20 protein-coding genes and 1 pseudogene are annotated in these 26,464 nt (G+C 58.1%); 4 read left to right on the top strand and 17 right to left on the bottom strand.

What is annotated here, in order from left to right:
* Positions 1–147 precede the first annotated feature (147 nt).
* From ACFPPD_RS14265 to ACFPPD_RS14255, 3 genes and pseudogenes are all read right to left on the bottom strand, one after another.
* Positions 148–426: pseudogene (locus ACFPPD_RS14265) on the bottom strand (ABC transporter permease subunit); the annotation flags it as partial.
* A 388-nt stretch (positions 427–814) separates the two neighbouring features.
* On the bottom strand, positions 815–3,907 hold the full coding sequence (locus ACFPPD_RS14260; RefSeq protein ID WP_209751019.1) for an AAA family ATPase: 3,093 nt from the start codon (positions 3,905–3,907) through the stop codon (positions 815–817).
* On the bottom strand, positions 3,904–5,082 hold the full coding sequence (locus tag ACFPPD_RS14255; protein ID WP_209751021.1) for an exonuclease SbcCD subunit D: 1,179 nt from the start codon (positions 5,080–5,082) through the stop codon (positions 3,904–3,906). Before ACFPPD_RS14255 ends, ACFPPD_RS14260 begins: the two co-directional genes overlap by 4 nt.
* Positions 5,083–5,287: 205 nt before the next feature.
* Here ACFPPD_RS14255 and yhbH point away from each other — a divergent pair, with 205 nt between their 5' ends.
* A complete protein-coding gene (gene yhbH / locus ACFPPD_RS14250) occupies positions 5,288–6,433 on the top strand; it encodes a sporulation protein YhbH (RefSeq protein ID WP_209751023.1) in 1,146 nt (381 codons plus the stop codon).
* A gap of 406 nt (positions 6,434–6,839) precedes the next feature.
* Here the strand turns inward: yhbH and ACFPPD_RS14245 are convergent, their stop codons facing one another.
* Complete coding sequence (locus tag ACFPPD_RS14245) at positions 6,840–8,294, bottom strand: DEAD/DEAH box helicase (RefSeq protein WP_209751025.1); 1,455 nt, start codon at positions 8,292–8,294, stop codon at positions 6,840–6,842.
* A gap of 174 nt (positions 8,295–8,468) precedes the next feature.
* Between ACFPPD_RS14245 and ACFPPD_RS14240 the strand changes: the two genes are divergently transcribed.
* Together ACFPPD_RS14240 and yyaC are read left to right on the top strand one after the other, a co-directional pair.
* The gene (locus tag ACFPPD_RS14240; protein ID WP_209751027.1) at positions 8,469–9,611 is read left to right on the top strand and encodes a glycerate kinase; all 1,143 of its coding nucleotides are present in this window, start codon (positions 8,469–8,471) and stop codon (positions 9,609–9,611) included.
* A gap of 621 nt (positions 9,612–10,232) precedes the next feature.
* Entirely contained in the window at positions 10,233–10,883 is a 651-nt protein-coding gene (gene yyaC / locus ACFPPD_RS14235; protein WP_209751029.1) for a spore protease YyaC, read from the top strand.
* Here the strand turns inward: yyaC and ACFPPD_RS14230 are convergent.
* From ACFPPD_RS14230 to ACFPPD_RS14170, 13 genes are all read right to left on the bottom strand, one after another.
* Positions 10,880–12,046 (bottom strand): MFS transporter, encoded by a 1,167-nt coding sequence (locus ACFPPD_RS14230; RefSeq protein WP_209751031.1) that lies wholly within the window; start codon positions 12,044–12,046, stop codon positions 10,880–10,882. The genes yyaC and ACFPPD_RS14230 overlap by 4 nt on opposite strands.
* The gene (locus ACFPPD_RS14225) at positions 12,043–13,218 is read right to left on the bottom strand and encodes an N-acetylglucosamine-6-phosphate deacetylase (RefSeq protein ID WP_209751033.1); all 1,176 of its coding nucleotides are present in this window, start codon (positions 13,216–13,218) and stop codon (positions 12,043–12,045) included. The genes ACFPPD_RS14230 and ACFPPD_RS14225 overlap by 4 nt, the downstream gene beginning before the upstream one ends.
* Positions 13,219–13,258: 40 nt before the next feature.
* Entirely contained in the window at positions 13,259–14,218 is a 960-nt protein-coding gene (locus ACFPPD_RS14220; RefSeq protein ID WP_209751035.1) for an N-acetylglucosamine kinase, read from the bottom strand.
* A 20-nt stretch (positions 14,219–14,238) separates the two neighbouring features.
* The gene (locus tag ACFPPD_RS14215; protein WP_209751037.1) at positions 14,239–15,189 is read right to left on the bottom strand and encodes a dienelactone hydrolase family protein; all 951 of its coding nucleotides are present in this window, start codon (positions 15,187–15,189) and stop codon (positions 14,239–14,241) included.
* Positions 15,186–16,400, bottom strand: a complete 1,215-nt coding sequence (locus tag ACFPPD_RS14210; protein WP_209751039.1) for a Gfo/Idh/MocA family protein — start codon at positions 16,398–16,400, stop codon at positions 15,186–15,188. The genes ACFPPD_RS14215 and ACFPPD_RS14210 overlap by 4 nt, the downstream gene beginning before the upstream one ends.
* A 56-nt stretch (positions 16,401–16,456) precedes the next feature.
* Complete coding sequence (locus ACFPPD_RS14205; RefSeq protein ID WP_209751041.1) at positions 16,457–17,485, bottom strand: alpha/beta hydrolase family protein; 1,029 nt, start codon at positions 17,483–17,485, stop codon at positions 16,457–16,459.
* A 77-nt stretch (positions 17,486–17,562) separates the two neighbouring features.
* The gene (locus ACFPPD_RS14200) at positions 17,563–18,612 is read right to left on the bottom strand and encodes a LacI family DNA-binding transcriptional regulator (protein ID WP_209751043.1); all 1,050 of its coding nucleotides are present in this window, start codon (positions 18,610–18,612) and stop codon (positions 17,563–17,565) included.
* Positions 18,613–18,705: 93 nt separating this feature from the next.
* A complete protein-coding gene (locus ACFPPD_RS14195; RefSeq protein WP_209751045.1) occupies positions 18,706–19,812 on the bottom strand; it encodes a Gfo/Idh/MocA family protein in 1,107 nt (368 codons plus the stop codon).
* Between the two features lie 12 nt (positions 19,813–19,824).
* Positions 19,825–20,679 (bottom strand): carbohydrate ABC transporter permease, encoded by an 855-nt coding sequence (locus ACFPPD_RS14190; RefSeq protein ID WP_209751047.1) that lies wholly within the window; start codon positions 20,677–20,679, stop codon positions 19,825–19,827.
* The gene (locus tag ACFPPD_RS14185; protein ID WP_209751048.1) at positions 20,676–21,578 is read right to left on the bottom strand and encodes a carbohydrate ABC transporter permease; all 903 of its coding nucleotides are present in this window, start codon (positions 21,576–21,578) and stop codon (positions 20,676–20,678) included. The genes ACFPPD_RS14190 and ACFPPD_RS14185 overlap by 4 nt, the downstream gene beginning before the upstream one ends.
* Positions 21,579–21,663: 85 nt before the next feature.
* Complete coding sequence (locus ACFPPD_RS14180) at positions 21,664–23,031, bottom strand: ABC transporter substrate-binding protein (protein WP_209751051.1); 1,368 nt, start codon at positions 23,029–23,031, stop codon at positions 21,664–21,666.
* An 87-nt stretch (positions 23,032–23,118) separates the two neighbouring features.
* Positions 23,119–24,459: a 6-phospho-beta-glucosidase gene (locus ACFPPD_RS14175; protein WP_209751053.1), complete on the bottom strand. Its 1,341-nt coding sequence runs from the start codon at positions 24,457–24,459 to the stop codon at positions 23,119–23,121.
* Positions 24,456–25,211, bottom strand: coding sequence for a 6-phosphogluconolactonase (locus ACFPPD_RS14170; RefSeq protein WP_209751055.1), 756 nt, complete (start codon positions 25,209–25,211; stop codon positions 24,456–24,458). The genes ACFPPD_RS14175 and ACFPPD_RS14170 overlap by 4 nt, the downstream gene beginning before the upstream one ends.
* 352 nt (positions 25,212–25,563) lie before the next feature.
* On the opposite strand from ACFPPD_RS14170, the gene ACFPPD_RS14165 reads away from it, so the two are divergent.
* Positions 25,564–26,457, top strand: coding sequence for a helix-turn-helix domain-containing protein (locus ACFPPD_RS14165; protein ID WP_209751057.1), 894 nt, complete (start codon positions 25,564–25,566; stop codon positions 26,455–26,457).
* Positions 26,458–26,464: the final 7 nt, after the last annotated feature.

The following is a 26,464-nucleotide window of genomic DNA, read 5'->3' as shown; positions in this document are numbered from 1 at the left end:
GCACCAAAAAAAACAAACGGCACAGGGCTTTTTCCCATGCCGTTTCGGACTCCATTTTTATTCCCGGTCTTGTCTTTGAGCTTAACTTAATGACATTGCCGGTAGCGGGTCTCCTTTTTGAAGCTAAGCTATGCGATTCGGCTCATCTTACTTGACCGCGCCGGCCGTAATGCCGCTCGCGAACTGACGTTGGAAGAAAATGTAGACGAGCAGCACGGGAACGATCGTGACGAGCAACGCCGCGAACAGCGGTCCCCACTCCGTCCGGTATTGCATCTCGGCCTGCATGACGCCGATCTCGACGGGCAGCATATACATTTTCGGATCGTTCACGAGAATCGTGCCGACGATGTATTCGTTCCAGATATTCAGGATGTTCACGATCGCGATCGTGATGAGACCCGGCTGCGACAGCGGCAACATGACCCGGAATAACGTACCCTAGGAAGGAAGGCTTCTCGTGATCGACTATACGAGATTTCTAAGGCTCTCACCGCGGAATTACTTCTCTGGACGAAGTAACCTGCGAACTAAGTCCACCTCGATTGGGGCTCCGAACACGGAATTACTTACTTTAGCGCACTAACTCCACCTCGAACGGGGTTCCGAGCACGGATTTACTTATCCTCGCGCACTAACTCCACCTCGAACGCGGCTCCGAGCATGGATTTACTTATCCTCGCGCACTAGCTCCACTTCGAACGCGGTTCCGAGCACAAAGTTACTTTTCCAGATGAAGTAACTCGCTCTCTCTCTCATCCAAAACAAAGCCGCCCCGAAGCGTCCGCGATGGACGCCCGGAGGCGGCTTCGTTTTACTTCAATATAAATGCCGTGCGGCTATGCCCTTCCTTCGTCTTGCTCACTTCGAGGACGGCGGGGAACGCCGCTTTCAGTTCTTGCACGTGGGAGATGACGCCGATCATACGACCCGACCGCTGCAAGTCGGCGAGCGTCGCGATCGCCTTGTTCAGCGAATCCTCGTCGAGCGAGCCGAAGCCCTCGTCGATGAACATCATCTCGATCGAGACGCCGCCTTGGTGCGATTGAATGACGTCCGTCATCCCGAGCGCGAGGCAGAGCGACGCGTTGAATTTCTCGCCGCCGGACATCGTCTTCACGTCCCGGTTCTGCCCGGTGTAGGCGTCGTAGACGTCCAGCCCGAGCCCGCTCTGCTTGCCTCGCGTCTCCAGCCGGTCGCTCCGCTGAAGCAAAAATTGACCGTTCGACAGATCGTTCAAGCGCGCGTTCGCCGCGCTCAGGATTTGTTCTAAATACTCGATCAGAATGTACCGTTCGAACGAGATTTTGAGCGCGTTGTCGCCCTTGAGCATCTGGTAGACGTCGGCCACTTGCTGCTGCTCCTGCTCCAGCTCGCGGAACTGTCCGACCGTCCTCGCGATCGCCGCCAGCAGCCGCTCCGCCTCTTCCTTGTACCGGCGGGCGGTCAACTGCTCCGCCGATGCGCCTTCGAGCGCCGCCTTCGTCTCGGCGATCGCCGCATGCGCCGACGCGAGATCCGGCTGCGCCCGGTTCGCCAGCTCGCGCTCCAGCTCTTCCACTTGCTGGCGCAACGCCGCGGCGTTCGCCCGATGGGCATCGATCTCCCGCCGCAGCTCGCCCCTGCGCTCCGCCGTCAACTTCACGGCCGCATACGCTTCCGCCGAGGCGAACCCCGCGGACGCCAGCTCCTCGGCGAACTTCGACTTCGCCTGCGAAGCCCGCGCCGCGTCTTCCTCGAGCTGACTCCCCAGCTGCGCGACGTTCGTCCGCTCCTCGACGAGGCGCGCTTGCGTCGCCTGAAGCCGTCGCTGCGCTTCCTGCCAAGCTTCGCCGAGCTTGCGCGCCAGCGCTTCCCGTTCCGCGACTCGCGCGGTCAGCTTCTCCGGCGTCCGAAGCTCTTCCGGAATCCGCTCTAGCTCGCTATCCAGCAGCGTTTTCTTCGCGATCAGCTCCGCTGACAACGTCCGCTGACGTTCGAGCAGCCGGTCTTTGCCCGCTTGGGCTTGCTCGAGCGCCTGCTCGGTCCGCTCGATCTTCTCGCGCAGCGGCTGAAGAAGCTCCGACTGCCGCTTGAGCCGCTCCGTCTCCGCCCGCAGCGACTTGCCGCCGGCCTCGGCTTCGGCCAGCTGAGCCGCGTAAGGTTCCTCCGTCACGCCGTATTCCGCCCGCTCGTCCGCGCGGCCCTCCTTGCCCGCCGACGCGGCGGCCGCTTGCGCCTTCGCTTCGCTCAGCGCCTGCTCGGCTTGGCGCAATTGCTCCTTCGCCGACTGAAGCGCCTCCTTCGTCGGCACGTCGGCGACGGAAGCCGCCTTCGCCGGATGCTCCGCGCTGCCGCACACCGGGCACGGCGCTCCGTCATGGAGATGCGCCGCGAGCAAGCCGGCTTGCCCCTCGAGCCAGCGCGACTCCATTTCGTCGTGCTCCCTCTTCAGAACGGCCGCCGCCTTCGCGCTCTCCGCTTCAGCCATGGCGAACGCTGTCGTCCGGCCGTCCAGCTCGAGCAGCTCCTTCACGAGCCGATATTTGATCTTCGCGCGCTCGAACTTGCGCTCCGTCTCGGGGCGAAGCCTCTCTTCCGCCTCCAGCGCCTTCAGCCGCTCGGCGTCGCCCCGCTTGTCCTCGCGAAGCTTCGCCTGCTCCCGCTCGCCGGCTTCCAATCGCTCGGCGAGCTGTTTCTCTTCGGCGACGAGTCGCTCCGCTTCCCGCCTGCGAGCCTCGAGCGTGCGGACGGCCGGCTCCAACTCGGCTAACGCCCGCAACTGTTGCGCCGCTTGCTCGCGTTCGGGCTCCCGCGCTTCTTCCGCGGCGAAAGCCGCTTGCGCCGCAACATGCTCGCGCTCGGCCGTTTCCGCCTCCGCCCGCTTCGCGTCGAGCCGGGCTCCTTTGGCCGCGACGTCCCGTTCCGCCTGCCTCGACTGTTCCTCGTAGGGCTCGATTCTCGCCGCCTGCTCGGCAAGCTGAACCGCTTGCTCCCGCTCCCGCACATCGGGTTCGCGCACATCCGACTCCGCGCGTTGCCCCTGCTTCTCGGCCAACTGCGAGAAACGGCCCGCAAGCGCCATCGCTTCGCGCAGCGCTTCCTCCTGCGCGTTCAGCAGCCCGGCAATCTCTCCCTTTACGCCCGCCGCAGCCGACTCCCGCTCGCCGTAATGCGCGATTTCCTCGGCCAGCCCTTCCTCCACCTGCGCCATCCCGACGTATTCCTGTCCGAGCGCCGCCGCGAGCTTGCTCTCTTCGCGACTCGGCAGCGTCTCCCGCGCCTGCGCCGCGTAGGCGTCCTGCGTCGCCTTCGCTTGCTTCAAAGCCTCCAGAAGCTCCCGGTTCCGCTGCTGAAACCGTTCCTCGAGCTTCTCGTACAACCCCGTCCGGAAGATGCGCCGAAGAATGTCTTCCTTATTCTCCGTATCGGACGTCAACAGCTTGCGGAACTCTCCTTGCGGCAGCATGACGATCTGGCTAAACTGTTCTCGCGTCAAGCCGAGCACCGCTTCCAGCTTCGCGTTCACGTCCGAGATCATGAAGCGGTCGACGAAAGGAACGTCTTCGCCCGTCGTCGTCTCGTACAGCTCCGCTTTGCCGCCTGTCTCGTTCTTGTTGCCTCCCCTGCGGTGCGCAAGCTGGCGGAAGACGCGGAACGTCCGCTTCCCGACCGAGAATTCGTAATCGACGGCCGTATGGACGTCGTCGTCCGCGAAGTGGCTACGGAGCATTCTCGCTTCCGCGCGGTCTTCGCCGCTGGCGCTTCCGTACAACGCGAAGCAGATCGCGTCGAAGATCGTCGTCTTGCCCGCGCCCGTATTGCCGGAAATGACGAACAACCGCCTGTCCTCCAACAACCCGAAGTCGATCGTCTCCGTGTCGCGGTACGGACCGAACGCGGTCATCTTTAATCGGATCGGCTTCATACGGCGCCTCCTTCCTCGCGAAGTACTTTCGCGAATTCATCCGCGAACAGCGCGCGTTTCTCCTCGGCGAGAGGAATGCCCTTCACCTCTTGATAGAAGGCGGAGAACAAGGCGACCGGATCCGCGTCCCCGCGCGAAGGCGAGCCCGCGCCCTCATCTTCCGCGTCGCCGCGAGCCGCGCCTGCCCCCGCGCTCGCCATCCGGCGCTCGACGTGCAGGGCGTTCGGGTACACCGCGCGCACCTTCTCCATCGGGAACAGCACCGGATTATCGTTGAGCAGCGTCACGAACACGTAATCGTCGCTCGGAGCGTGCCGCTCGATCTCCTCGATCGGCGCGGCGACGCGTCTCATGTCGCGCAGCGGTTTGAACTCTCTTTTGTCGACCGATACCGAGCCGCTCTCGTCGAGTTCGACGATCAAATACCCCTTGCGGTGCGTCTCCTCGGAAATCGAATATTTCAATGGCGAGCCGGAATACCGGATTTTCTCGTCTCCGACATGGTGCGCTTGATGCAAGTGTCCGAGCGCGACGTAGTCGAAGCGTTCGAAATGCGCCGCGTTCACGTATTCCGCCCCGCCGATCGAGAGCGGCCGCTCCGACGTGCTCGTATTGTCTTCCGGACGCGCGCCCGGCGTTACGAAAGCATGGCCGACGAACACATGGCGCGCGGTCTGTTCCATCGTCGCTTCGATGCGGTCGACGATCGCCTTCATCGCATCGTCATGCGACTTAATCCCCTCATCGCCGTAAGCGAATCTCACCTGCGCCGGATCGGCGAACGGCACGAGATGGAAGTGCACCTCTCCATTCCCATCCTTTAATACGACCGGTTTATGCGACGGCCGGAATTGCCCGACCAAGTGCAATCCGCGCGACTCCATGATCGCCGTTCCGAAAGACAGCCGGTCTGGACTGTCGTGGTTGCCGGACACGGCGAGCAGCGGCGTGTTCAAGCCGACGACGATTCGCTCGAACAGTTCGTCCAGCAGCTCGACCGCCTCCGTCGGAGGAATCGCCCTGTCGTACAGATCGCCGGCGACGACGACCGCGTCCGGCTTTTCCTCCTCTACCGTATGTACCAATTGCGCGAGCGCGTAACGCTGATCCTCGGTCATATAGACGCCTTGCACGAGCTTGCCGAGATGCCAATCCGCTGTATGTATGAATTTCATGAGGCCGAATCTTCCCCCGTTCCGACGAAAAAATGCTTTCTTCTTCTATATTAATCGATCGGCGGCGAATAGGGGAGCTAGCGGTTTCTGGCAACTCGAAAATGTGCATGTCCCTTCGCCCGCTTTGCGCACATCGTTTGATCGCGTCTGAATATATTGATTAATACATCCTTAATAACAAAAATAAAGCGATAGGGGGTTGCCCATGAATCATCCCTCGTTCATTTTATCCCGGGAAGATTGGTCCTTGCACCGCAAAGGCTACCAAGACCAAGCCCGCCACCAGCAGAAAGTCCGCGACGCGATCAAGCAGAACCTGCCCGATCTCATCTCGGAAGAGAACATCGTCATGTCCGATGGGCGCCAGATCATCAAGATTCCGATTCGCAGCCTCGACGAATATCATTTTATTTACAATACGAACAAGAAGAAACACGTCGGCCAAGGGGACGGGGACAGCCAAGTCGGCGACGTGCTCGGCGTCGATCCGACGCCCGCCGGCGGCAAAGGGGAAGGCGCGGGTTCCGACCCGGGCGACGACGTCGTCGAAGCCGAAATCTCGATCGCGGAGCTCGAGACGATGCTGTTCGAGGAGCTGGAGCTGCCTTATCTGAAGAAGAAAGACAAGCAGCAGATCGAAGTGAAGGAAGTTCGGTTCACCGACGTGCGGCGCAAAGGCATCATGAGCAACATCGACAAGAAGAGGACCATCCTCGAGAACCTGCGGCGTAATTCGCGGGACGGCCGCTCCGAGATCGGGGGCATCAGCCCGGACGATCTGAGATTCAAGACGTGGGAAGAAATCGTCAAGCCGCAGAACAACGCCGTCATTCTGGCCATGATGGATACGTCGGGGTCGATGGGCAGCTTCGAGAAGTATTGCGCGAGATCGTTCTTCTTCTGGATGAGCCGCTTCCTGCGGCGCCAGTACGAGAAGGTCGACATCGTGTTCATCGCGCACCATACGGAAGCGAAGGAAGTAACCGAGGAGGAGTTTTTCACGCGCGGGGAAAGCGGAGGCACGATCTGTTCGTCCGCTTACATTAAAGCTTTGGAAATCATCGACAGCCGGTATCCGCCGTCGCTATACAATATATATCCGTTCCATTTCTCCGACGGCGACAACTTGACGAGCGACAACGAACGTTGCGTGCGGCTCATCAAGGAGCTGCTCGAGCGGTCGAACATTTTCGGCTACGGGGAAGTGAACCAATACAACCGCAGCAGCACGCTTATGTCGGCCTACAAGCATCTGGAGCACCAACAATTCCTTTATTACGTCATCAAGGAAAAAGGCGAAATCTATAACGCGCTCAAGACGTTTTTCCGCAAGCGGGAAGCGGTGGGCTAACATGATAAAACGAGCGTCCGAGGAGGCCCGATCTCATTGCAACCGGCCGCCATTCCATGTATAATCGGACATAGAAAAGGACGGCGCGCCAACGCCGTCCTCCCGCACAACGCTTGAGTGGGCAACTTCCAAGCACATAGTAAGAATGAAAATAACCCGTTGCCCTGGCGCTAACCTAGGCGGGTTATTTTCGTTTTAAATAAGTGAGAAGCGCGAGAAGAAAGCTCCCCAGCATAATCACTTCCGACAACGAAAATTCCATAGGCAACACCTCCTTTCGGAAGCGCGACTATGCCCACCCAAGGCGGCTGTGCTTCATTATTTTACCATGAAAACGCCCCCATAGGAACGCCTGTTCTTTTTGTCGAAAAAGGGAAATGCGTCCCGGAAAGTCCTAGTTCGCGCGTTACTTCTCCTTCGCTTCCCGCACCTTCAGTTGCTTCCCTTTGACCGTAGTCGTCTGCATCGTCTCCAGTACGAAAGGCCCTTTGCCGTTCAGAATATCGACGAAAGACACGTTGTCCTGAATCGTAATGATGCCGATATCCTCGGCCGTCACGCCCTCGATTCGCGCGAGCGTGCCCACGAAATCGACCGGCCTCAGCTTCTTGCTCTTGCCTCCGTTGAAGCAAAGCTTCATGATGCCCTTGTTCAATTGCTCGTTCTTGTCTTTCTTGACCGCCGGTTGGACGCTTTGTTTTTTCTCGAAAGCCGGTTGCCGAAGCTCGACCTCGTCCTTGGACGGCATCTTTCTTCCGCGAATCGCGAATCCGACGTACGCTTCGATGCTCGCGAGGAATTTGCCTTCGCCCGGCGTCGCGAAGCTGATCGCCTTCCCCGCTTTGCCCGCGCGTCCGGTTCTGCCCGTCCGATGGACATAGCTTTCGGCGTCTTGCGGGAGATCGTAGTTGATCACGTGGGTGATGTTGTCGATATCGATGCCGCGCGCCGCCACGTCCGTCGCGATCAAATACCGGAACATGCCTTTGCGGAAGTCGTTCATGACCTTGAAGCGGTCTTCTTGCTCCATGCCGCCGTGGATTTTCCCGATGCGCAAGCCGAGCTGGTCCAGTTGCCGATACACCTTGTCCACTTGCTCCTGAGTGCGCCCGAAGACGATGCAGCTATCCGGATTCTCGACGACGAGAACATCCAGCAGCAGCTTCGGCTTATCGCCTTCCTTGGCTTCGATCAGCGCATGGTCGATGAGCGAATTCGTCGCCGTTCCCGCCGCCGCGGCGATCTCGATATCGACGGGACTCTTCATGATGTTGCGGCATAGCTTCTCTACGTCCTTCGGCAGCGTCGCGGAGAACAATAACGTAACCCTGTCTTTCGGGAGCGTCTTCACGATTTTCTCCACCTGCTCGATGAAGCCCATGTTCAGCATCTCGTCCGCTTCGTCGATGACCAAGAAGCGAATCCGCTCCACGTCGAGCGTGCCTCTGTCGATGTGGTCCATGACCCGTCCCGGCGTGCCGACGATAACGTGCGTCTTCTGCCTGAGTTGGGCGGTCTGTTTGGAGAACGACTCTTTGCCGTACAAGGGGGTCGACTTGATCCGTTTGAATCTTCCGATATTCGTGATGTCCTCGTTGACTTGAACGGCGAGCTCGCGCGTCGGCGTCAGAATGAGCGCCTGCGGCTTGTTCTCTTCCCACTCGACAAGCTCGCATACCGGAATCCCGAACGCGGCCGTCTTGCCGCTTCCCGTGCGGGATTTGACGGTCAGATCTTTCTTGCCGAGCGCGACGGGAATGACTTTGTCTTGCACCTCGGTCGGCTTCTCGTAGCCGAGCCCTGCGAGCGCGCGGAGGATTTCTTCGCTTAATGTATAGTCGTTGAAGCTTTTCTCGCTCATTTTTGAATTTGCCCCTCTGATCTTATCGGCTCTATGGCTTGCGAATTCATCTTAGTTCATGGGAAGACGCGAAAGCAACCTAAGACCCGCCCGGCATCCGATATCATTGTAACTGGATTCCATTTCCTTGTATAATCGATCGTGAAATGACGCAAGCGGAGCGGAGGAAACCATATGCCGAAATTCGTCGTCGCGCCCGATTCGTTCAAGGGCAGCCTCACGTCCGTTCAGGCGGGTACGATTATCGCGGACGCGATCCGCGAGTTTTTCCCGGAAGCCGAGATCGACCTCGTCCCCATGGCAGACGGCGGAGAAGGAACGTTGGACGCTCTCGTAACGGCTTCTTCGGGGCGTAAGGTGTCGCAGCGGGCGACCGGCCCGCTCGGCGATGCGGTCGATACGTCGTTCGGCATCGTCCATGAAGACACCGTCGTCATCGAGACGGCTAACGTCGCCGGACTGACGATGGTACCGGACGAAGAACGGAATCCTTACCGGACGACCACGAGAGGCGTCGGCGAATTAACCGGAATCGCGCTGGACTTGGGTTATCGGAAATTCGTGATCGGACTCGGAGGCAGCGCGACGAACGACGGGGGCATGGGCTTTCTTGCCGCGCTCGGCGCGCGCTTTACCGATGACGAAGGGGAAGAACTGCATGGATTCGGCGGAGATCTCGCGCGCGTAGCCGCCGTCGATCTCGGCAAGCTCGACCCGCGATTGGCCGAGTGCGAGCTGCTTGCGGCCAGCGACGTCACGAACAGGCTATGCGGTCCCGAAGGCGCCTCCTTCGTCTTCGGTCCGCAGAAAGGCGCGACTCCCGAGCAGGCCGCTTCCTTGGATGCAGCCCTATCGCGATATGCCGATCTCGTCGAGAGCCGGCTGGCCGGCACGCCGATCCGCGACCTGCCCGGCTCCGGCGCCGCGGGAGGACTCGGCTTCGCTTTGCTGGCCGCCCGCTTCCGCATCGTACCCGGCGCGGAGCTCGTCGACCGGATGACCGGTCTGCGTTCCCGGATCGCCGGCGCGGATTGGGTCGTCACGGGCGAAGGACGCTCGGACGGACAGTCGATCTACGGCAAGCTCCCGTTCCACGTCGCCTCCGTCGCCAGGCAATGCGGGGCCAAAGCGCTGCTCATCTCCGGCAGCCTGGGACAGGATTGGCAGCTTCTTCAGCCTTACTTCACGGGCTGCTTCGCGACCGTAACCGAGCCGTCCGACTTGCGAACATGCATGGATCGGGCGGAAGCGTTGCTGGCCGCTTGCAGCCGCAACGTGTTCGGGTTATTGAAGCACGCGATGGAAGAACGATCGTGAAGATGCCGACGGCGATGTGAGCAGGGCATAACGCAAGAAAAACCCCTGAGGATCAGGGGTTTTTCTTGCTGTCCAAGCTTACTCGCCCCTTGGCAACGATCCGCACTCCATTATCGCCCCGGATGTCGTTCATCCGAGCTTGCGGCGTTGAGTGATTCGTTTTAGTTCAGCGGAACTCACACTTCCCTCCCTTCCTCCCTTCCTCCCTTCCTCCCTTCATCCCGCCGCGACAACCTGCATGGACTACAGTTTGTTTGCACCAATTTCCTCATCATCGCCCAACAACCTGCATCTACTACAGTTTAAATGCGTTAAATGGCTCATTTTCGCGATTTACTTGGAATCAAACTGTACCCATGCAGTTTGATCCGCACGATGCAGCCGAGTATCGATAACAAACTGCACTTTTGCAGGTCGATGAACATTAGACATGCTCGTACAACGCCTTCTATTTGTATAGCTCCGCGCACGCAGGCTTTATCGGTTTATTTCGCCGTTTCCTTGAAGCGATTGCTTTTTTCGGACGACGGCCGATTTCGACAACGTTCTCTTGATACGTAATGTATCATTAAAAAATAGATGGCTTCAACTTGATACATTTACGGAAAAGAAGGTGAATGCATGTCCTTGCTCGACCGAGCCCCGTTCAAAATATCCCACTCGGATCCCGCCGCCTCCATGCGATTGACCCACAGGCTGAGCGCTTCGATTCGGGCCGCCGCTGCCGGCAAACGGATCGTTGTCGTCTGCATCGGCACGGACCGCAGCACGGGCGACTCCCTCGGTCCGCTGACCGGCTCCTTGCTATTGAAATACCGTTCTCCCTTGTTCGACGTGTACGGCACGCTCGAGAATCCCGTCCATGCGATGAACCTTGACGATACGCTCGCGAAAATCAAACGGAACGTCGACGAGTCGTACGTGATCGCGATCGACGCTTGCCTCGGCACCATATCCGGCATCGGCACCGTCATCGTCGGCGAAGGTCCGCTTCGTCCGGGCTCCGGCGTCAACAAGGAATTGACGCCCGTCGGCGACGTTCACGTCTCGGGAATCGTCAATATCGGCGGCATGTTCGGCTACCAAGTGCTCCAGAATACGCGGCTTCATCTCGTCATGAGCATGGCGAACCTCGTCTCCCGCAGCCTGTTCGTCGCCTTCGCGCTTGCCGCCCATCCGAAACAAGAAACGCCCTCCTATTCGCAAGAGGGCGCTTTGATCGCTTCCTATTCGATTGCGCAGGCTTCATTCGACGGCATAAGCGGCGCTTAATCCGCGATCGACGAACGGTTATTGACGGCTGCCTTCGGTAACAAGCGCACGAGAATCAAGGCGCCGCAAGCGAAAGCGAGCGAGAACCCGAACAACCACGTCCGATGGCCGTTCTCGAGCATGTAACCGGCCAATGCGTTCCCCGCGAACGCGGACAACGTATTCATGAACATGAAGAGCAGCATCTGGCCGGTGGCTCGTAATCTCTCGGGAACGAACGCCCTCATGTGACTTAGCGCCGCTAAGTAAAACATGACGTAAGCCCCGCTCATGGCGACCTGCGACAAAGCCAGCAAAATAACCGAATCGTTCCACATGTAAAATAGCCATATCGCCATGTATAGCAACGCGGAATACAGCAGCATCGAACGATGGCCGATTCGGCCGATCCACTTCGTTCCGTACAGGAAAAACGGGATCTCGAACAGCGGGGCGACGATCGCGGCAGCCGCGATCATCCCATCGTCGCCTCCCATCGATTTGACGTAAAGGCTGAAAAATCCGTCGAAAGCTCTCGCGGGAACGTTGATCAACAGAGTGACGCCCAGAAACAACCAAGTCGCGGGGGCACGGAACAAGCTAAGCGCCTCGGAAATTTTCGGTGCTTTGGAGTCCGCCGGCCGACCCGTCTCGGGCAGCAAAAACACGGCAAGAGCGTACAAAGCCGCCGTCAGCCAGAGCGCCCAGAACGTTGCGTTCAAGTCGAATAGAGATGCGGCCCAGCCGAACGCGAGCGCCGAAGCGACGTAACCGACCGATCCCCATAGGCGGAACGCGCCGAAATTCCCGCTTCCGTTCTCCGAATGCCGAAGCGTCCATAGATCCGTCAACGGCAGAAGCGAAGTCGAACAGAAACGAATCGCCACGGCGAATGTCAACGCAAGCAGATAACTATCGGAAAGGCGCAAGCCGAACGCGAGTAAGCACGTGCCGGCGGTTAGAGCGAACAGGACGAATCGGATCGATCCGCGCCTGTCGCTCGTCATGCCCCAAAAGAATTGCCCGAAGAAACCGACCAGCGAACCGATGGCGAGCGCGAAGCCGATCTCCGATAATGTGAAAGATTTCCGTTCCAGGATAAGAGGAAAGTAGATAGCGATGAAAGCCATCGTGCCGGACACGAAGAAGTTCAAGCCCGCCAGCCAGCGGTAGCGCCCCTTCATCCGCGATAGACGGACACTCCGTTGACGACCGTCTCCGCGATGCGAATGCCCTCCGAACCCCCGCCATCGTCATATTCGAAAAGCGTCAAGTAACCCGGAGCTCCTGGTTCCAACCGGCCGAAACCTTGCCAACCCATCGCCGCCGCGGGACGTTCCGTGACGAGCGCGATCGCTTCGGGCAACGAATAGGATAAGCCGCGCAAGAGCGTTAGAAGCCCTTGATCTAAAGTAGAAGCGGAACCCGCCATAATGCCCGGCTGATCCAGCACGCCCAAGTAGCCGTCTTCCCGCAGTTCCACCTTTCCGCCGATCTCGTCGCTGTATATACCCGGCGGCATGCCGGCCAAGGAAGAGCAATCGCTGACCAGGAAAGCGTTCGTTCCCTTCGCCCTTAGCATCGTGCGGAGCACGGCGAGCGGCAAGTGGTGGCCGTCCGCGATCAGTCCGGCGTGGAGCCGATCCTCCGCAAGCTGATCCCAGATGTAATTCGGATGCCTGCGCAATTCAAGGTGGGACCCGTTGCCGAGATGAGTCGACATCGTCGCGCCTGCGTTCGCGGCCGCCGAGATATGTCCGCTTGTCGCGGCGCTGTGGCCGATGCTGGCCACGATGCCTTGACCCGTTAACGTCCGGATAAGGCTCTCGGCTCCTTCTAGTTCGGGCGCCAGCGTGACAAGCGCGATCCGGCCGTTAGCGGAACGCTGCAAAAATTCGAACTCCTCCGTGTCCGGCAATCGGACTTGATCCGGAACGTGCGCCCCCCTCGGACCCGGGATCGGCGAGATGTAAGGGCCCTCCATGTGGATGCCGCCGATCGACGCTCCGATATCGGCGTCCGAGGAACAAGCTTCGTCGATCGCGGCCATCGACGCGCCCATCCGATCGCGGGAAGCCGTGATGACCGTCGGCAAGTAATACGACACGCCCTTGGACCACAACCATCTCGTCGTTTTCTCCACGTCTTCGGCCGTCGTTCGCGGTCCGTTCAGGTCCCCGCCGCCGCAGCCGTTGACCTGCAGATCGATCCATCCCGCCGACAGCCAAGGCAATCCCGCTTCCGGCTCCACTAAGCGAATCCGCCGGACGATCCCGTCCTCGATCTCCACCGCTATCGGGAGCCCGCTCGCGATGTCCTTCCCTTTCCAACTCCCCGTCCTGCCCGTATGATCCATCGTCTCGCCTTCTCCTCCTTCTAATGCCGTCGCGTCGATCTTAACCGATCGTCCACTCCTTAAGCCTCTCGTATGGCGCGTCGACTCCGTCCGCGTCCATCGCGCGCAAGATCGCGCCGACGACCGGCTCCGCCTTCAGCCGAACGACGTTCGCCAGCGGAGCAACCCGGGCTACCGCGCTAACGACCGGTGCCGTCACGTATTCCCCTTCGCCCTTCGCCGCGACGCTGCCGGCCAATACGACGTCGAACCGGCATGCCGTCAAATCAAGCTTGCGTATCATCGCTTGCGCCGTCGCGCCCAGCTCTTCGCCTTGCCGCTCCAATATTCCGGCGCTCACCCGATCGCCGGAAGCCGCCTCCGCGAACAATCGCGGCACGATCGTTAGAGGAACCCTCTTCTCGTCCCGGTCCAAGAAATCGTGAACCATCGTCTCGACGTCGGGATACCCCCAAAGATCGAGCATGACGGCGGTCAACGAAGTCGACGGCCCTCTTCCTTCCCAAGCCCGGACGACCGAGCGGAACGCTTCCGCCGCCAAATCCGCTCCGCCCCCCATGTCGCCGTACAAATAACCGAAACCGCCGATTTGTTTTTCCTCGCCCGACCGGCTTCTGCCGCCGCAATTCGTCCCGGTTCCGCAGATCAAAGCGATACCGAAAGAATGAGGCGTACCGGCCCGAAGAGCGATCATCGTATCGCAGACGACTTCGTGCCTCCCGATGCCGAGCGTCCGGACGAACGGCCGGAGTATACGGTAATCCGGTTCGCGATCCGCCCCCGCCAAGCCGTAGCTCGCGAGAGAGATCCGGTCGGGCGCCAGTCCGGCGGCGGATAACGCTTCGCCGACGGCCGCGCGAATGTTCGCGAACGCCTCATCCCGGCCGGACTGATGATTTCCGTATCCGCTTTTGCCGAATCCGAGAATGCGCCCTTCCGCGTCGGCGACCGCCGCGTGAGTTTTGCTCCCGCCTGCGTCCACGCCCAAGTAATACGGCATTGCGACTCCGCCCTTCGAACTTATGTCCGTGCATTCAACTCTTGCTCAAGCCAATCGTATGCTTGCGATTTGATCGAATCCGGGAAATCGTGCCCGCCATCGAACGCGACGAAGCGGTAGCGCTCCGCCGCTCCGAGCTTCTCGTACGTTGCGGACAACGCGCGGTCGATCGCCATCGCTCCGCGAACGGGAAAGCTGAGATCGCGAACGCCGGCGGAGATGAACAAGCCTCTCGGCGCGACGTCCGTCAGAAAGTCGTCCATGTCCCCCGACGCCAACAGATTCGGAACATAGAACGGAAAATTATGAATATAGCGGTCTTCCATAACCGAACGGTAGGTCGACACGCCGCAAGAACAGACCGCCGCGCGGACTCTGCCGTCGTACATGGCGAGCCACAACGCCTCTTGTCCGCCTAACGAATGGCCGATAGTGCCCAGCCTGCCCCCGTCCACGTCCGGCAACCCTTCCAGCACGTCGAGCGCGGCCGCCAGATCGGACAAGTATTTGGCCTGCAGCGTAGAACCCGTCAACAACCGGTCGAAATAAATCATCCTCTCGTAATGAAACCCTTCGAGAGAGTAATTGCGTTCGGCTTCCGTGGCGGAAGGCCGTCTCTCTTCGAATCCGAGGAGATCCGGAGCCAGAACGACGAACCCGCGCTTAACCAACTCGAGTCCGTAATGACTCGTTCGCTTGTCTTGCCTTAGTCCGACGACTTCCGATTTGCCGTATGCGAATTCGCCCGCGTGCGGATGAATGGCCAAGATGCCGGGACGGGGCGCGGCCGAGTCCGACTTGCCGGTTTTCGGTCGCAACAAATACGCATTGATCGTCTCCCCTTCTTCGGCTTCGTACCGAACGAGCTGTCGGATATGATCGTCTAGCTCGTCTTCGGCGATCACTCGGACTTCCGCGGACGGCGGACGCTTCGGAAAATCGCCGAGTAAACGCAACAGTTCTTCCCTCATCTCAGCAGCTCCCCGATCGCGACCGGGCGACCTTCGGCGATGGACCGGTTGGCGGCGACCCCGATGAGCATCGAATGCGCGCCTTCGAGAGAGCCGGCCGATTGGTTATAGGGATCGTCCGTCTCCAAGCCGAATAACATCCTATGCAATCTGTCGTCGCCGCCCCCATGGACCCCGTTCGTTTTCGGTACGTGGTAGACGACGGCTTCGCCTTTGCGGTTGAACAGGCGGACGATGTCGTTCGGTTGCCCGTCGTTCAAGGGATGGTCGAAACTTTCCGCCTCGATCCGGCCGTTCGTCCCGTTAATGGAAACTTTCCATCCTTCGTAAGGACAATGGGCGTTCAGCGAATAAGACAACAACGCGCCGCTCTCGTAGCGCAGGTTGACGCTCATCGTGTCGTAAGTCGTGATACCGTCACCGAACACGCATTGATCCCGGTAGTAACCGTCCTCGCCTTCCGCCTCCGCGTACATTCGGCGCATCTCCGGATCGGCGTTCAAGTCCATATGGAATTCGCAAGACGAGGCGTGCTCGCAAGTCGTGCAACGCTCGCCGCGATTTTCCCGGGTCGGCCCGTAGAACCGCGTCGCGCCGAACGCGTGGACGGTGTGCGGCACGTCGTCCAACCACCAATTGATCATATCGAAATGGTGGGTCGATTTGTGCACGAGCAGGCCGCCTCCGAGCACGAGATCGCGATGCCACCGACGGAAATAATCGGCGCCGTGCGACGTGTCCAGCATGTATTCCAAGTGTACGCTCAGGACGCGTCCGACGGCTCCTTCGCGAAGGAGTTCCTTGACCCGCCGAACGTAAGGAATGAAGCGAACGTTAAAAGTAACGGTTACTTTTCTGCCGCTCTCCTTCTCGGCGGCCAGTATCGCGCGGCACTTCTCGTCATCGGTCGTCATCGGCTTCTCGGTAATGACGTCGCAGCCGGCCCGCAGCGCCCGAATGATATATTCGTCGTGATAATAGTCGATCGTCGTTACGATGACCGTATCGACCCCGCTATTTATCAGCATGCGGTCGAAATCGTCATAGACGGGCGCGTTCCCGCAGGCTTCGCTCATGTAACGGGCTCTGACCGGATTCACGTCGTAAATACCTGTTAGCTCCGCTACTTCCCCGAATTGGCGCGCGATCGGCAAGGCGAACATGTGGAGCCCGCGATGGCCGGCGCCGACGATAGCGTACTTGGTCCTCATTGTGCAGTTGCCCCCTAACCATCTCGGTGCTGATAAACGAACTTTTTCAGCTCGCGCTATAAGTGCTTCTTAAAGAAAGCAAACGCCTTGTTACCGGAAAACGCATGAGGCCCCGGGAAAACGTCCGCCTCTAGCGAGTCGCCCGCTTCCGCCGCTTCGTAGATGCCGCGAACGCCCTCGTAGCCTTTGTTCAGATCATGAAAATAAAAGCATTCGTCGTATAGGCCCATCTCCACCAACAAAGGACGCGGGGCGATCAATCCGGCGATATCGTGCGTGTCGAAATATTTGTAAATTTCCGGAATGACTTGGGAGCCGCAGAAATTCCCGCGCTCCAGGCCGAACCCTCGGAACGGATTGACGTATGCCATAATATCGGCCGCTTTGATCCTTGGCTCGATGGCAGCCGTGAACGCAGTCATCGTTCCCCCGTAGCTTAAACCCATCATCCCGATTCGTCCCGGATCCACTTCCGCCCGGGTTTCCAAGTAATCGATGCAGCATTTGATATCCCAAATGTTCAGCGTTAGCGGATACGCCCCGAGAATGGAACCTTTGACGTAATTGAGATTGCAAACGTCTTTGCGGCCTTCCGAATCGTTCCGTTCCCCGAATCCTCTCAGTTCCGGAATAATCGTAAGAAAACCCGCCCTGGCCATCTGTTCGCCGTAGTTATAGTTCATGAGCGCGATCGAGGCCTCCCATTCGGGTCCGGAACGAATTCCCGCGACCGGGTCTTTGCCCATATCCACGGGATGTCCGTTGCAGCAAATGATGGCCGCGTTGCTCCGGTCCGGCTTCATGACCGCGGGACGCAGCACGACGCAAGGAACCGAAGCGAACGCTTCGGAATCGAAGACGACCCGTTCTCGGATCAAATCTCCGTCTTGCACCGAATATTCGACTTCCGCGGCAAGATCGACCCGTTCGGGAAATTCGCCGAGAAGCCCGAGGAGACGGTCTGAGGCATCTTTCCGCCACTCTTCCCAGTCCCTCTTGTTCTCGCCTTTAAACGATAAACGCGGTTGCCAATCCTTCGAACGCTCCAACCAATACCGCGTGCTGCCGAAATGTCTGTTCGCCATTTGTGCTCCCCCAATCTAGCAATCGATTGCTCATTAGATGCTAAAGCGCCCTTGAGGCGCCCCGACAGGCAATAACGTTAAGAGTCTATTTCGCGAACGGACGTCCTCGCCACCAGCCGGGGCTGAAGCATAATTTCGCCGGTCTGTCGGATAGAGTCGTCCATCCAATCCATCAACATGCCGCAAGCGAGTCGTCCCATTTCGTATTTCGGTTGTTCGATGCTGGTCAGCGGCGGCGACACGATCTCCGAGAACTCCAGATTGTCGAATCCGATCACGGATATTTGTTCCGGCACTTTAATCTTGCGGCTAGCCAGCTCGTCCATGACGCCGAACGCGGTCATGTCGTTGCAGGCGAAGATGGCCGTCGGCATATCCCCGGTATCCAGCAGCTGGCGGGTCATCCGCTTGCCGTTCTCGAACTCCTCGGAACCGCCCTCCGCTTTCTTGCCGCGCCTCTTGTCCGCGACGACGATTCTCTCCGGCGGAACCGGCAAGCCGGCCGAGGCCATTTCGTCCATGAAGCCTTGCAAAATCTGCTGTCTGCTGGTCAGCGTCAACGGCGCGGTCAAATACGCGATTTCCCGATGACCTTGGTCGAGCAAATACCGGGTGCCGATCATGCCGCCCTTGCGGTAATCGAAATTGATCTGGAACGCTTCGAAATCGGCCATGTGCTGATCGACCGATACGACCTTCAGTCCGTTCGCCATCACTTTGCGAAGCACGTCGTGCCGGTTCGAGACGGAAGACAAGATGACGCCCTTGACTTGCTTCTCGAACAGCATGTTCAGATGCTGGTCTTCCAGCTCGGGATTCTGCTGCGAGTTGCAAAGCAGAATTTGGAAGCCCTTCTCGCTAGCCACTTCTTCGATGCCGGATACGACGCTCGCGTAGAACGGATTCGTGATCGAAGGTATGATAACTCCCATCGTGGAGGTCTTGTTCGTTTTCAATTGCCTGCCGATGCTGTTCGGCACGTAGTTCATCTCTTCGGCCGTCGCGCGAATGCGATTCGCGAGCGCAGCGCGGACCGGATAATTGCTCTTGCTTAATACCCGTGATACGGTAGCCGCGGATATGTTAAGCTTCTCGGCGATATCGTAGATAGTCGTTGGTTTGTTCAAGTCGAATCCTCCTCGTTCGTCCAACGCCGTTCGGCTGACCTGGATCGGTTCGTGTAGATTATAACCCGATCCTCCCGCGTTAACAATCGATTGCTAACGGGACGTCATTCCGTTGCGAACCCCTTCAGTCGTATACCATGGATCTTCGGCCGACAAGGGTAGCCTGACTTCCCGCCCCGTCGCCGCGGCTTTGTAGATCGCCGTCACCGCCTCCACCGTGGCGCGAACCTCGCCTCCTCCGGTGACCGGTTCGCGGCCTTCGCGAATCGCCGCGAACAGATCCGCGATCGGGCCGGCGAACCCTTCCGGGAACGGCTCCGTCTCTCCCTCGCGTCCCGCGAGCTTCGCGAGCGCCGCTTCCGCCTCGGGATCCGGAATCGGGAAGCCGAACTCGTCTTCCTTCATCGCCATGAACGACAGCGGGTGCAATGCCGCCGTCTTCGTCTTGCCGACGAACGCCATCGCGTTCCGGTTCGCGGCATGAACCGTCGTGCAATGGAATTGCCCGATCGTCCCGTCCCGGAACCGCAGCGTCGCCGCGGCGACGTCTTCCGTCGCGATGGCGTGCCCGAGAGTTCCGGTTTCGGCTTTGACCGACGCCAGCTGTCCGACGATCCAGAGGAAGACGTCCAACGTGTGCACGCCCAAATTCATCAGGACGCCGCCTCGTTCCGTCTCCCAAGATCCCCGCCACTGCTTTCGGTAATAAGCGTCCCCTCGCCAGTGGTGATTCTCCGCCGTTGCGAAGGCAAGCGGACCGAGAGTTCCTGATCTGATGATTCTCCTCAGCGCCGTGACTTCCCGATCGAACCTCGTCTGTAGCATGACCGCAAGCTTGCGATCGTACCGTCGGGCCGCATCGAGCATGGCATCGCATTCTTCGAGCGAAGCCGCGAACGGCTTCTCGCAGACGACGTGCTTGCCCGCGGCGAGCGCCGCGACGACCGGTCCTTCCCGGAGGAACGGCGGCGTGCAGACGCTGACGACGTCCACGTCGTCGCGTTCGAGCATTGCGGCGTAATCCATATAGACGTCCGCCCGTACGCCGCTGGTTGCGAGAAGCTTCTCCGCTTTGGCCCCGTTCAAGTCCGATATCGCGACGATCTCGCACTCCTCCGCAAGGCGCAAGTAGGCATCGATATGCATGCACGCGATGTCGCCGGCTCCGATAATGGCGACTCCGAATCGCTTATTGTCCAATTCGATTCTCCCCTAACCTTTAAGTCCCGTCGTGGAGATCCCTTCCATGAACTTCTTCTGCGCCAGGAAAAACACGAGCAGGAGCGGCACGATCGATACGGTCGTCATCGCGATCGCGGATCCGATCTTCCCGGAGCCCGCTTCGTCCATGAACGTGTTGATCGCGAGCGGAACCGTGTATTTGTCCAAGCTTCGGATGAAGATCAACGGAGAGAAAAAGTCGTTGTACGTCCAAGAGAAACTCAGGATAACGACCGTGATAAGCACCGGCGAGCATAGCGGAAGTATGATCGACAAGTAAATCCGGAACAATGAAGCGCCGTCGATTCTGGCCGATTCGTCCAATTCATAGGGTAGCCCCATGATGAATTGCCTGACCAAGAAGATGAAGAACGCCCCGCCTCCGAAAAACGCGCCGAGATATAAAGAGGCGTAAGTATCGATCAAGTTCAGGTAATCGTAGATCAAGTAAGTCGGAACGAGCGTCACTTGAGTCGGCAGCATCATCGTGGACAGTAGCACGATGAACAAGACATTCCTTCCCGCGAAGCGCACTCTCGCGAATCCATAGGCGACCAACGTGGAAGTAAAGACGGTGGCGACGACAGATACGGTCGTGACGTAGAAGGTATTCAAGTACACGTCGGTGAAAGTCACGCTGCGCATATAGCGCCAGCCTTCCTCGAAGTGCGCCGTCGTCCATTCCGAGGGCCACCACTCGAAAGGAATGCTGAAAATGTCGTGCACCGGCTTGAACGAGCTGACGAGCAGCCAGTACAGCGGGAACAGAAAGACGAGCACGCCGCACGTCAACAGCAAATGCATGGCCGCATGACCCCAACGGGTTCGCCGCGAGTACGTATTCATCCTTTTTTTCCGCCTTTCAATTCGGATTCGTAGTGGACCCAAGCGGAAGACGACTTCAGCGTGAGCAGCGTCAGGAGCAAGATAATGAAGAACAGTACCCATGCGAGCAACGAAGCGTACCCCATTCGGAAATACTTGAACGCTTCTTCGTACAAGTACAGCACGTAGAAGTACGTCGCCTTCGCGGGACCGCCCTTCGTGATAACGAAGCCGGCCGTGAACACCTGCATCGCGTTGATGATCCCCAAGATAAGGTTGAACAGGAATACCGGCGTCAAGAGCGGCAACGTAATGGCCCGGAAACGTCTTAGCGTGCCGGCGCCATCGACTTTCGCCGACTCGTAGAGTTCCTTCGGAATTTGCTGAAGGCCCGCCAGAAAGATCAGCATCGCGGTGCCGAGCACCCAGGCGTTGATGCCGACGAGCGTAAACAGGGCGTTATCGATACTGTTGAAAAACTTGATCGTGCCCAGCCCGAGACCCGACAACATCGCGTTGACGAACCCGCTGTCGCTGAAGATCATGCGCCACATGATCGCGACCCCGATGGAGGAACCGACGAAAGCGGGCATATAGAAGGCGGTTCTATAGAAGCCGATTCCCCGAAGCTTCGTATTGAGCGCCATCGCCGCCAGCAAGGCGGTAACCAAATGCAAAGGGACCGAGAGCACCGCGTACAGGAACGTGACGCGCAACGATTTGCCGAACGTATCGCTTTCGATCAACTTATGGACGTTGTCCATGCCCGTCCACTTCGGCGAAGTGAGGAACGGATAGTCGGTGAAGGCCAAATACATCGACCAGCCGGCCGGTATGAGCATGAAGACGACGAATCCGACGAGCCACGGGCTGATGAACAGATATCCGGCAAGATTCTGTTTTAATGTTTTTGTTTTCATCCGGTAAACCTCCTATCTGTGAAGAGGTAAAAAAAACCGCGGGGCAACGCGTTTCATATGCCCCGCGGCAACGCTCGTGCCTGCTTTATGGATTGGCCGCTTTCAGCGCCGCGTTCATTTCGGCTTCGGCGGTGGAAAGGAACTTATCGAGATCCGATCCTTTGAATATAAAGTTTTCCATTTGCGTCGTGAACGCCGCGTTTGCTTCGCCAATTCCGAGCGGCTGTGCGGGACTCCAATATTCGTCCGCGCCTTGTTGGGTTCTCGCGACGACGTCGACCATGGCCGCTTCGATGCTTTCCGGGGCGAGCTGCCCTTTCAGCAACTCCTGCGAGGCGGGGACGGCGGGCACGCCGTTCGTGACTTGCAGCGCTTTGATCGCGTCCGGGTCGGACATCAGGAAGTTGATCAGAAGAATCGACTCCTCCGGATGTTTCGTTCTCTTGTCGATCCCCCACAATCCGGCCGGAACCGGCGGAATCGCGACTTTGCTGCCGGTGCCGTCGAACGTCTTCGGCATCGTCGCGAAGCCTAGCGGATCTTGCGTCTCTGTCACCGTCGTCGGCAAGACGGAAGTCGCCGACAACGCCGTCGCGAGATTGCCGGACGCGAATCCGATCGTGTCGCTCGAGTCGCGCGCCACCGACTTATCGGCCCATAATCCTTCGGTCCATTGCCAAATTTTCTTCGCTTCTTCCGTATTGACGACCGCGGTCGGAGGCGTCGCGTTGCCGTCGACGACTTCCTTGCCCAATTGCTTCATGATAAGCGCGAACGTATCCGGCATGTAGAACCAACCTGCATCCCCGTATACGTCCTTCGCTTTATGCACGCTCGACCACTTCTCTCCGAGCGACTTCCAAGATTCGTCGTCCGTCGGATACGGGACGTTCGCCTCGTCGTAGAGCTTCTTGTTGTATACGACGACGTTGGCCGTAATGCCTGCCGCCAAGCCGACCAATTTGTCTTGATATTTATAGTAAGGCGATTCCATGAACGGCTCCAAGTCGGCCAAATAAGGAATCTTGTCTTTATGATCGTAGAGATTCAGTAGCACGTCGCTCTTGCCGAATTGTTGGCTGACCGCGCGCGAGAACATGAATACGTCGGGAGCGCCGTCCGTCGACAACTGGACCGTCAGCTTGTCTCCGTAGCCGTCGAAGCCGGAAAACGTCGGTTTAACCGTAATCCAGTCGTATTTTTTCTCGAACAGCACAAGCGCGTCCTGAATCGCTTTGTGCCGCGGATCTCCGCCCCACCAGCTGATCTCGAGCGTGACCGGTTCTTTGTTCTCGGAAGCGGCCGGCGACTCGGAAGTAGCGGCGCTTGAACTCGCGCTTGCGCTGGGCGTGGATTCGCCTCCGTTGTCACTCGAAGAACACCCGGCGAGAATGCCTGAGAAAACCAGAAGCGCGGATAAAGAAATCGATAACCGTTTGCGTTTAGATACCATGAATACTGACCCCTCTCCTAATAGGTAGTTACTGGTAACGCGATGTTGCGGTTCCTCTTGCGACTTGCGGGACTCGCGGTCCGGCCCTCACCTCCCGTCCGACGGACGAGACGATGGCGCAGGTCCGAATTGAGGTAAAAAATTTCGGTTTCGTTCCATGAGCGCCTTGAGCAAATTCCGACCGGTCTCGACGGACGGCACGAGCGGGTGCGCGCAGATCGCGAGGAGCGCGGCGCTTTCGTCGCCTTGCGCCGCTGCGTTCACCGCCAGCGATTCGTACGTCTTCACGGCGTGCAGCAAGCCTTTGGCGGCGGCCGGAACGCGACTCGGCGGCAAAGGAATCGGACCTTGCGCCGTAATGACGCAGTTCGTCTCGATAACCGCGTCGGGTTCGAGGAATTCGATGGTGCGGCCGTTGCGGACGTTCACCGTCTGAATGTCCCGAACATCGTTATGGATGGAATGGATCAAGTCGACGGCCGCCTCCGAATAATACGCGCCGCCTCTGAGTTCCAATTGGGGCGGCTTGCTCGACAAACCCGGATTCCGGTAAATCCCGAACAGTTCCTTTTCGACGCGAAGTACCTCGTCCGCGCGAGTACCCTTTTCTTCGAGCGCTTCGAACTGGTCCCGCAGCATCCGGTCCTTCATGTAATAATACCTTAAGTAAGACGAGGGGATGGCACCTAGCGCTTGAAGGAACGCGGGATCCCAGTCCAAAGCAGGAATGTTGGCCGGCGAGGAGGACCCGTTTCCTTCGGCTTCCCGAAGGAGTTCCGGCAGTCGATCTTCCCCGCCGACGTACACGGAAGTGATCCAATGCAAATGGTTAATGCCGACGAATTCCGGCAAAATCTCCCGAACGGGTCGTCCGAACCGTTTGCTCATTTTTTTGCGGAAACCGATCGGCGCGTTGCACAATCCGATCGTGCGAATCTTGGCGTACTTATTGATTGCTTCGGTGACCATGCCCGCAGGGTTCGTGAAGTTCAGCAGCCATGCGTTCGGCGAGAGCTCTTCCAGATCCCGGCATATATCGAGCAGAACGGGAATCGTCCGGAACGCTTTCATCATGCCGCCGGGGCCCGTCGTCTCTTGTCCGATCACGCCGTACGCGAGAGGTATCCGCTCGTCCCAACCCCTGGCTTCCAGCTGACCGACGCGGAGCTGCGTCGTGACGAAATCCGCCCCCTCCAGCGCGGCTCTGCGGTCGAGGGTAAGATGAAGACGAATCGGCAAGCGGGAACGTTCGATCATTCTCTTCGCCAACTGGCCGACGATTTCGAGCTTCTCCTTCCCGGCTTCAATATCTACGAGCCATAGTTCCCGGACGGGCAGCTCTTCATACCGGTTGATGAAGCCTTCGACGATCTCGGGCGTATAAGACGAGCCCCCTCCGACGACCGCGATCTTTAAGCCCCCGTTCATGCAATTCCTCCGCGTACCCGAATCGGCAACCGGGAAGCGGAGCCCGAGTCCAAATGCAGAGACCAGTCCGGATGGGTCTTCAGAATCGAGGCGGGCACTTCCGGCGTCGTTTCTTCCGTCGCGAGCGTTCTGCCGACGGCATCCGCCTTGACCTCGTGCGGTACGCAGGAAATGATCTTACGGCAGCTCATGATGCTACTCACCGTCATCGTGATCGCCAAGTCCGGCACGTCACCGAGACCGGCGAACCACCCTTCCCGCACTTGCTGTTCCTTGCAATCGTCGGTTAAAGCGACCACTTTGTACGCGGAATCCACAAGAAAGTCGGCAGGCGGATCGTTGAAAGCGATATGGGCGTTCTCGCCGATCCCGATCAGGCCGAGATCGAAAGGACCTTTCCCGGCCGCTTTTTCGAGTTCATCTAATATATCGGAAGGAAGCCTCTCCCCGTCCACGAAGTGGACGGCTTTTAATGTCACGCGGGAGACGAACCGTTCCTTGAGATATTTGCGAAAGCTTGCGGGATGGGACTCCGGAAGCCCGATGTATTCGTCCAAATGGAACATTTCGACTTTCGTCCAGTCGACCGGCTGTTGAATCAGGGAATTGAAAAATTCGAATTGGGACGCGCCGGTCGACAAAACGATGCGGGCAAACCCTTTCTCTCCGAGGCATTCGTTAATCCAGGCGGCTGCCTCTTTCGCCGCATGCCGGCCCAGCGTTTCCGAATCTTGATGTAAGTGTAATCGCAAGCAGAGTCACTCCCAACAATAATTTAGTAACATAGAAATCGATTACTATTTCGAGTAAATGTAAGCAGTTTCTTCGTTTGTTAATTCGATATTAACATCGTAAATTAAGAAAAGCAATCGATTTCTTTTAAATTATTTTCCGATAAATCATCCCAAATGCTCCTATTCTCAAAATTTCGGCATTGCTTGCAACCGTTTTCTCGTTATAATCAAAGAAATCGATTGTTATCATTTTCCTTCGCCTATATAATCGGACTTATCCGCGTTGCCTTTCCATGCTTCATGTCTATTTTCCACAAATTTTTCACCCCTTTATAGTAATCGATTACTATATAAGTTGGAGGTGCTGCGATTGAGAAAGTCTTCGATTTCGTACATCGCGAAGGACAAGGTCAAGCTGGATTCGGACTATCCGATCTCCGTTACCGAAACGTCCGGCGTTGCTCCCCAATATCAGCGGCTGCATTGGCACGACGTGCTAGAAATCAATTTGATCAAGAAAGGAACGGGTTATTATGCCATTAACGGGCAGACGATCGAATTCTCACAAGGGGATATTCTTCTGATCGACTGTAACGACCTGCATCGGGCTTACGAGCGGGAAGGCCTCGTCATTCTGGTCATTTCGTTCAGCCCGGCTTGGTTTCTGGCGGACATGAGGTACGATCCTACGCTTCTAGCTCCCTTTACCGAGATGGGCGTTCATTACGAGAATCTGATTCCGCGAGCGTGTCCGAGAATGGACGAACTGCGTTCCATATTGATCAAGATTCAGAGAGAAAACGATCGAAAGGCTTTTTCCCACATCTCGGTTATCCGTTCGCACTTGCTTCGTTTTCTCGCTTACGTCGGCCGGGAATGCCGCCGGGACATTCCCGGGAGGAACGTGAGGACTGCCGTTGCCAGTCCGAAACAAATGGCGAAAATCCGCGACGTTCTAAACCTAATGGAACAACATTATGCCGAGGAATGGGATTTGAAAAGCTTGAGCGAGCTCGCTTTCTTAAGCCCGGCGAGATTCAGCGCCCAATTCAAACAAACGATGGGCGTGTCGCCGATGGATTATTTAATTCAGATCCGAATGTCGAACGCCGTTCGGCTCTTGGAAGACTCCGACCGGAAAATCGTCGACGTCGCCTACGAGTGCGGCTTTCACAACCTCTCGAATTTTAACCGGCTGTTCAAGAGCAATTTCGGCTTCTCTCCCAGCCGCGTTCGCGATCGCGCGCGTTCCGGAAAACGATGAATCGTAT

The sequence above is a fragment of the Cohnella suwonensis genome (genome assembly GCF_042655365.1).
Lineage (GTDB): Bacteria > Bacillota > Bacilli > Paenibacillales > Paenibacillaceae > Cohnella > Cohnella suwonensis.
Note: the sequence above shows the minus strand (reverse complement) of the source record. Positions and strands in the feature narration are given on the sequence as shown.

Excerpts from the sequence above, each read along its gene's own strand:
- ACFPPD_RS14180 (WP_209751051.1), bottom strand. The coding sequence starts at position 23,031 with ATGGTATCTAAACGCAAACGGTTATCGATTTCTTTATCCGCGCTTCTG.
- yhbH (WP_209751023.1), top strand. The coding sequence starts at position 5,288 with ATGAATCATCCCTCGTTCATTTTATCCCGGGAAGATTGGTCCTTGCAC.
- ACFPPD_RS14185 (WP_209751048.1), bottom strand. The coding sequence starts at position 21,578 with ATGAAAACAAAAACATTAAAACAGAATCTTGCCGGATATCTGTTCATC.
- ACFPPD_RS14215 (WP_209751037.1), bottom strand. The coding sequence starts at position 15,189 with ATGAGGGAAGAACTGTTGCGTTTACTCGGCGATTTTCCGAAGCGTCCG.
- ACFPPD_RS14245 (WP_209751025.1), bottom strand. The coding sequence starts at position 8,294 with ATGAGCGAGAAAAGCTTCAACGACTATACATTAAGCGAAGAAATCCTC.
- ACFPPD_RS14255 (WP_209751021.1), bottom strand. The coding sequence starts at position 5,082 with ATGAAATTCATACATACAGCGGATTGGCATCTCGGCAAGCTCGTGCAA.
- ACFPPD_RS14190 (WP_209751047.1), bottom strand. The coding sequence starts at position 20,679 with ATGAATACGTACTCGCGGCGAACCCGTTGGGGTCATGCGGCCATGCAT.
- ACFPPD_RS14240 (WP_209751027.1), top strand. The coding sequence starts at position 8,469 with ATGCCGAAATTCGTCGTCGCGCCCGATTCGTTCAAGGGCAGCCTCACG.
- ACFPPD_RS14225 (WP_209751033.1), bottom strand. The coding sequence starts at position 13,218 with ATGGATCATACGGGCAGGACGGGGAGTTGGAAAGGGAAGGACATCGCG.
- ACFPPD_RS14260 (WP_209751019.1), bottom strand. The coding sequence starts at position 3,907 with ATGAAGCCGATCCGATTAAAGATGACCGCGTTCGGTCCGTACCGCGAC.
- ACFPPD_RS14210 (WP_209751039.1), bottom strand. The coding sequence starts at position 16,400 with ATGAGGACCAAGTACGCTATCGTCGGCGCCGGCCATCGCGGGCTCCAC.
- ACFPPD_RS14205 (WP_209751041.1), bottom strand. The coding sequence starts at position 17,485 with ATGGCGAACAGACATTTCGGCAGCACGCGGTATTGGTTGGAGCGTTCG.
- yyaC (WP_209751029.1), top strand. The coding sequence starts at position 10,233 with ATGTCCTTGCTCGACCGAGCCCCGTTCAAAATATCCCACTCGGATCCC.
- ACFPPD_RS14175 (WP_209751053.1), bottom strand. The coding sequence starts at position 24,459 with ATGAACGGGGGCTTAAAGATCGCGGTCGTCGGAGGGGGCTCGTCTTAT.
- ACFPPD_RS14220 (WP_209751035.1), bottom strand. The coding sequence starts at position 14,218 with ATGCCGTATTACTTGGGCGTGGACGCAGGCGGGAGCAAAACTCACGCG.
- ACFPPD_RS14230 (WP_209751031.1), bottom strand. The coding sequence starts at position 12,046 with ATGAAGGGGCGCTACCGCTGGCTGGCGGGCTTGAACTTCTTCGTGTCC.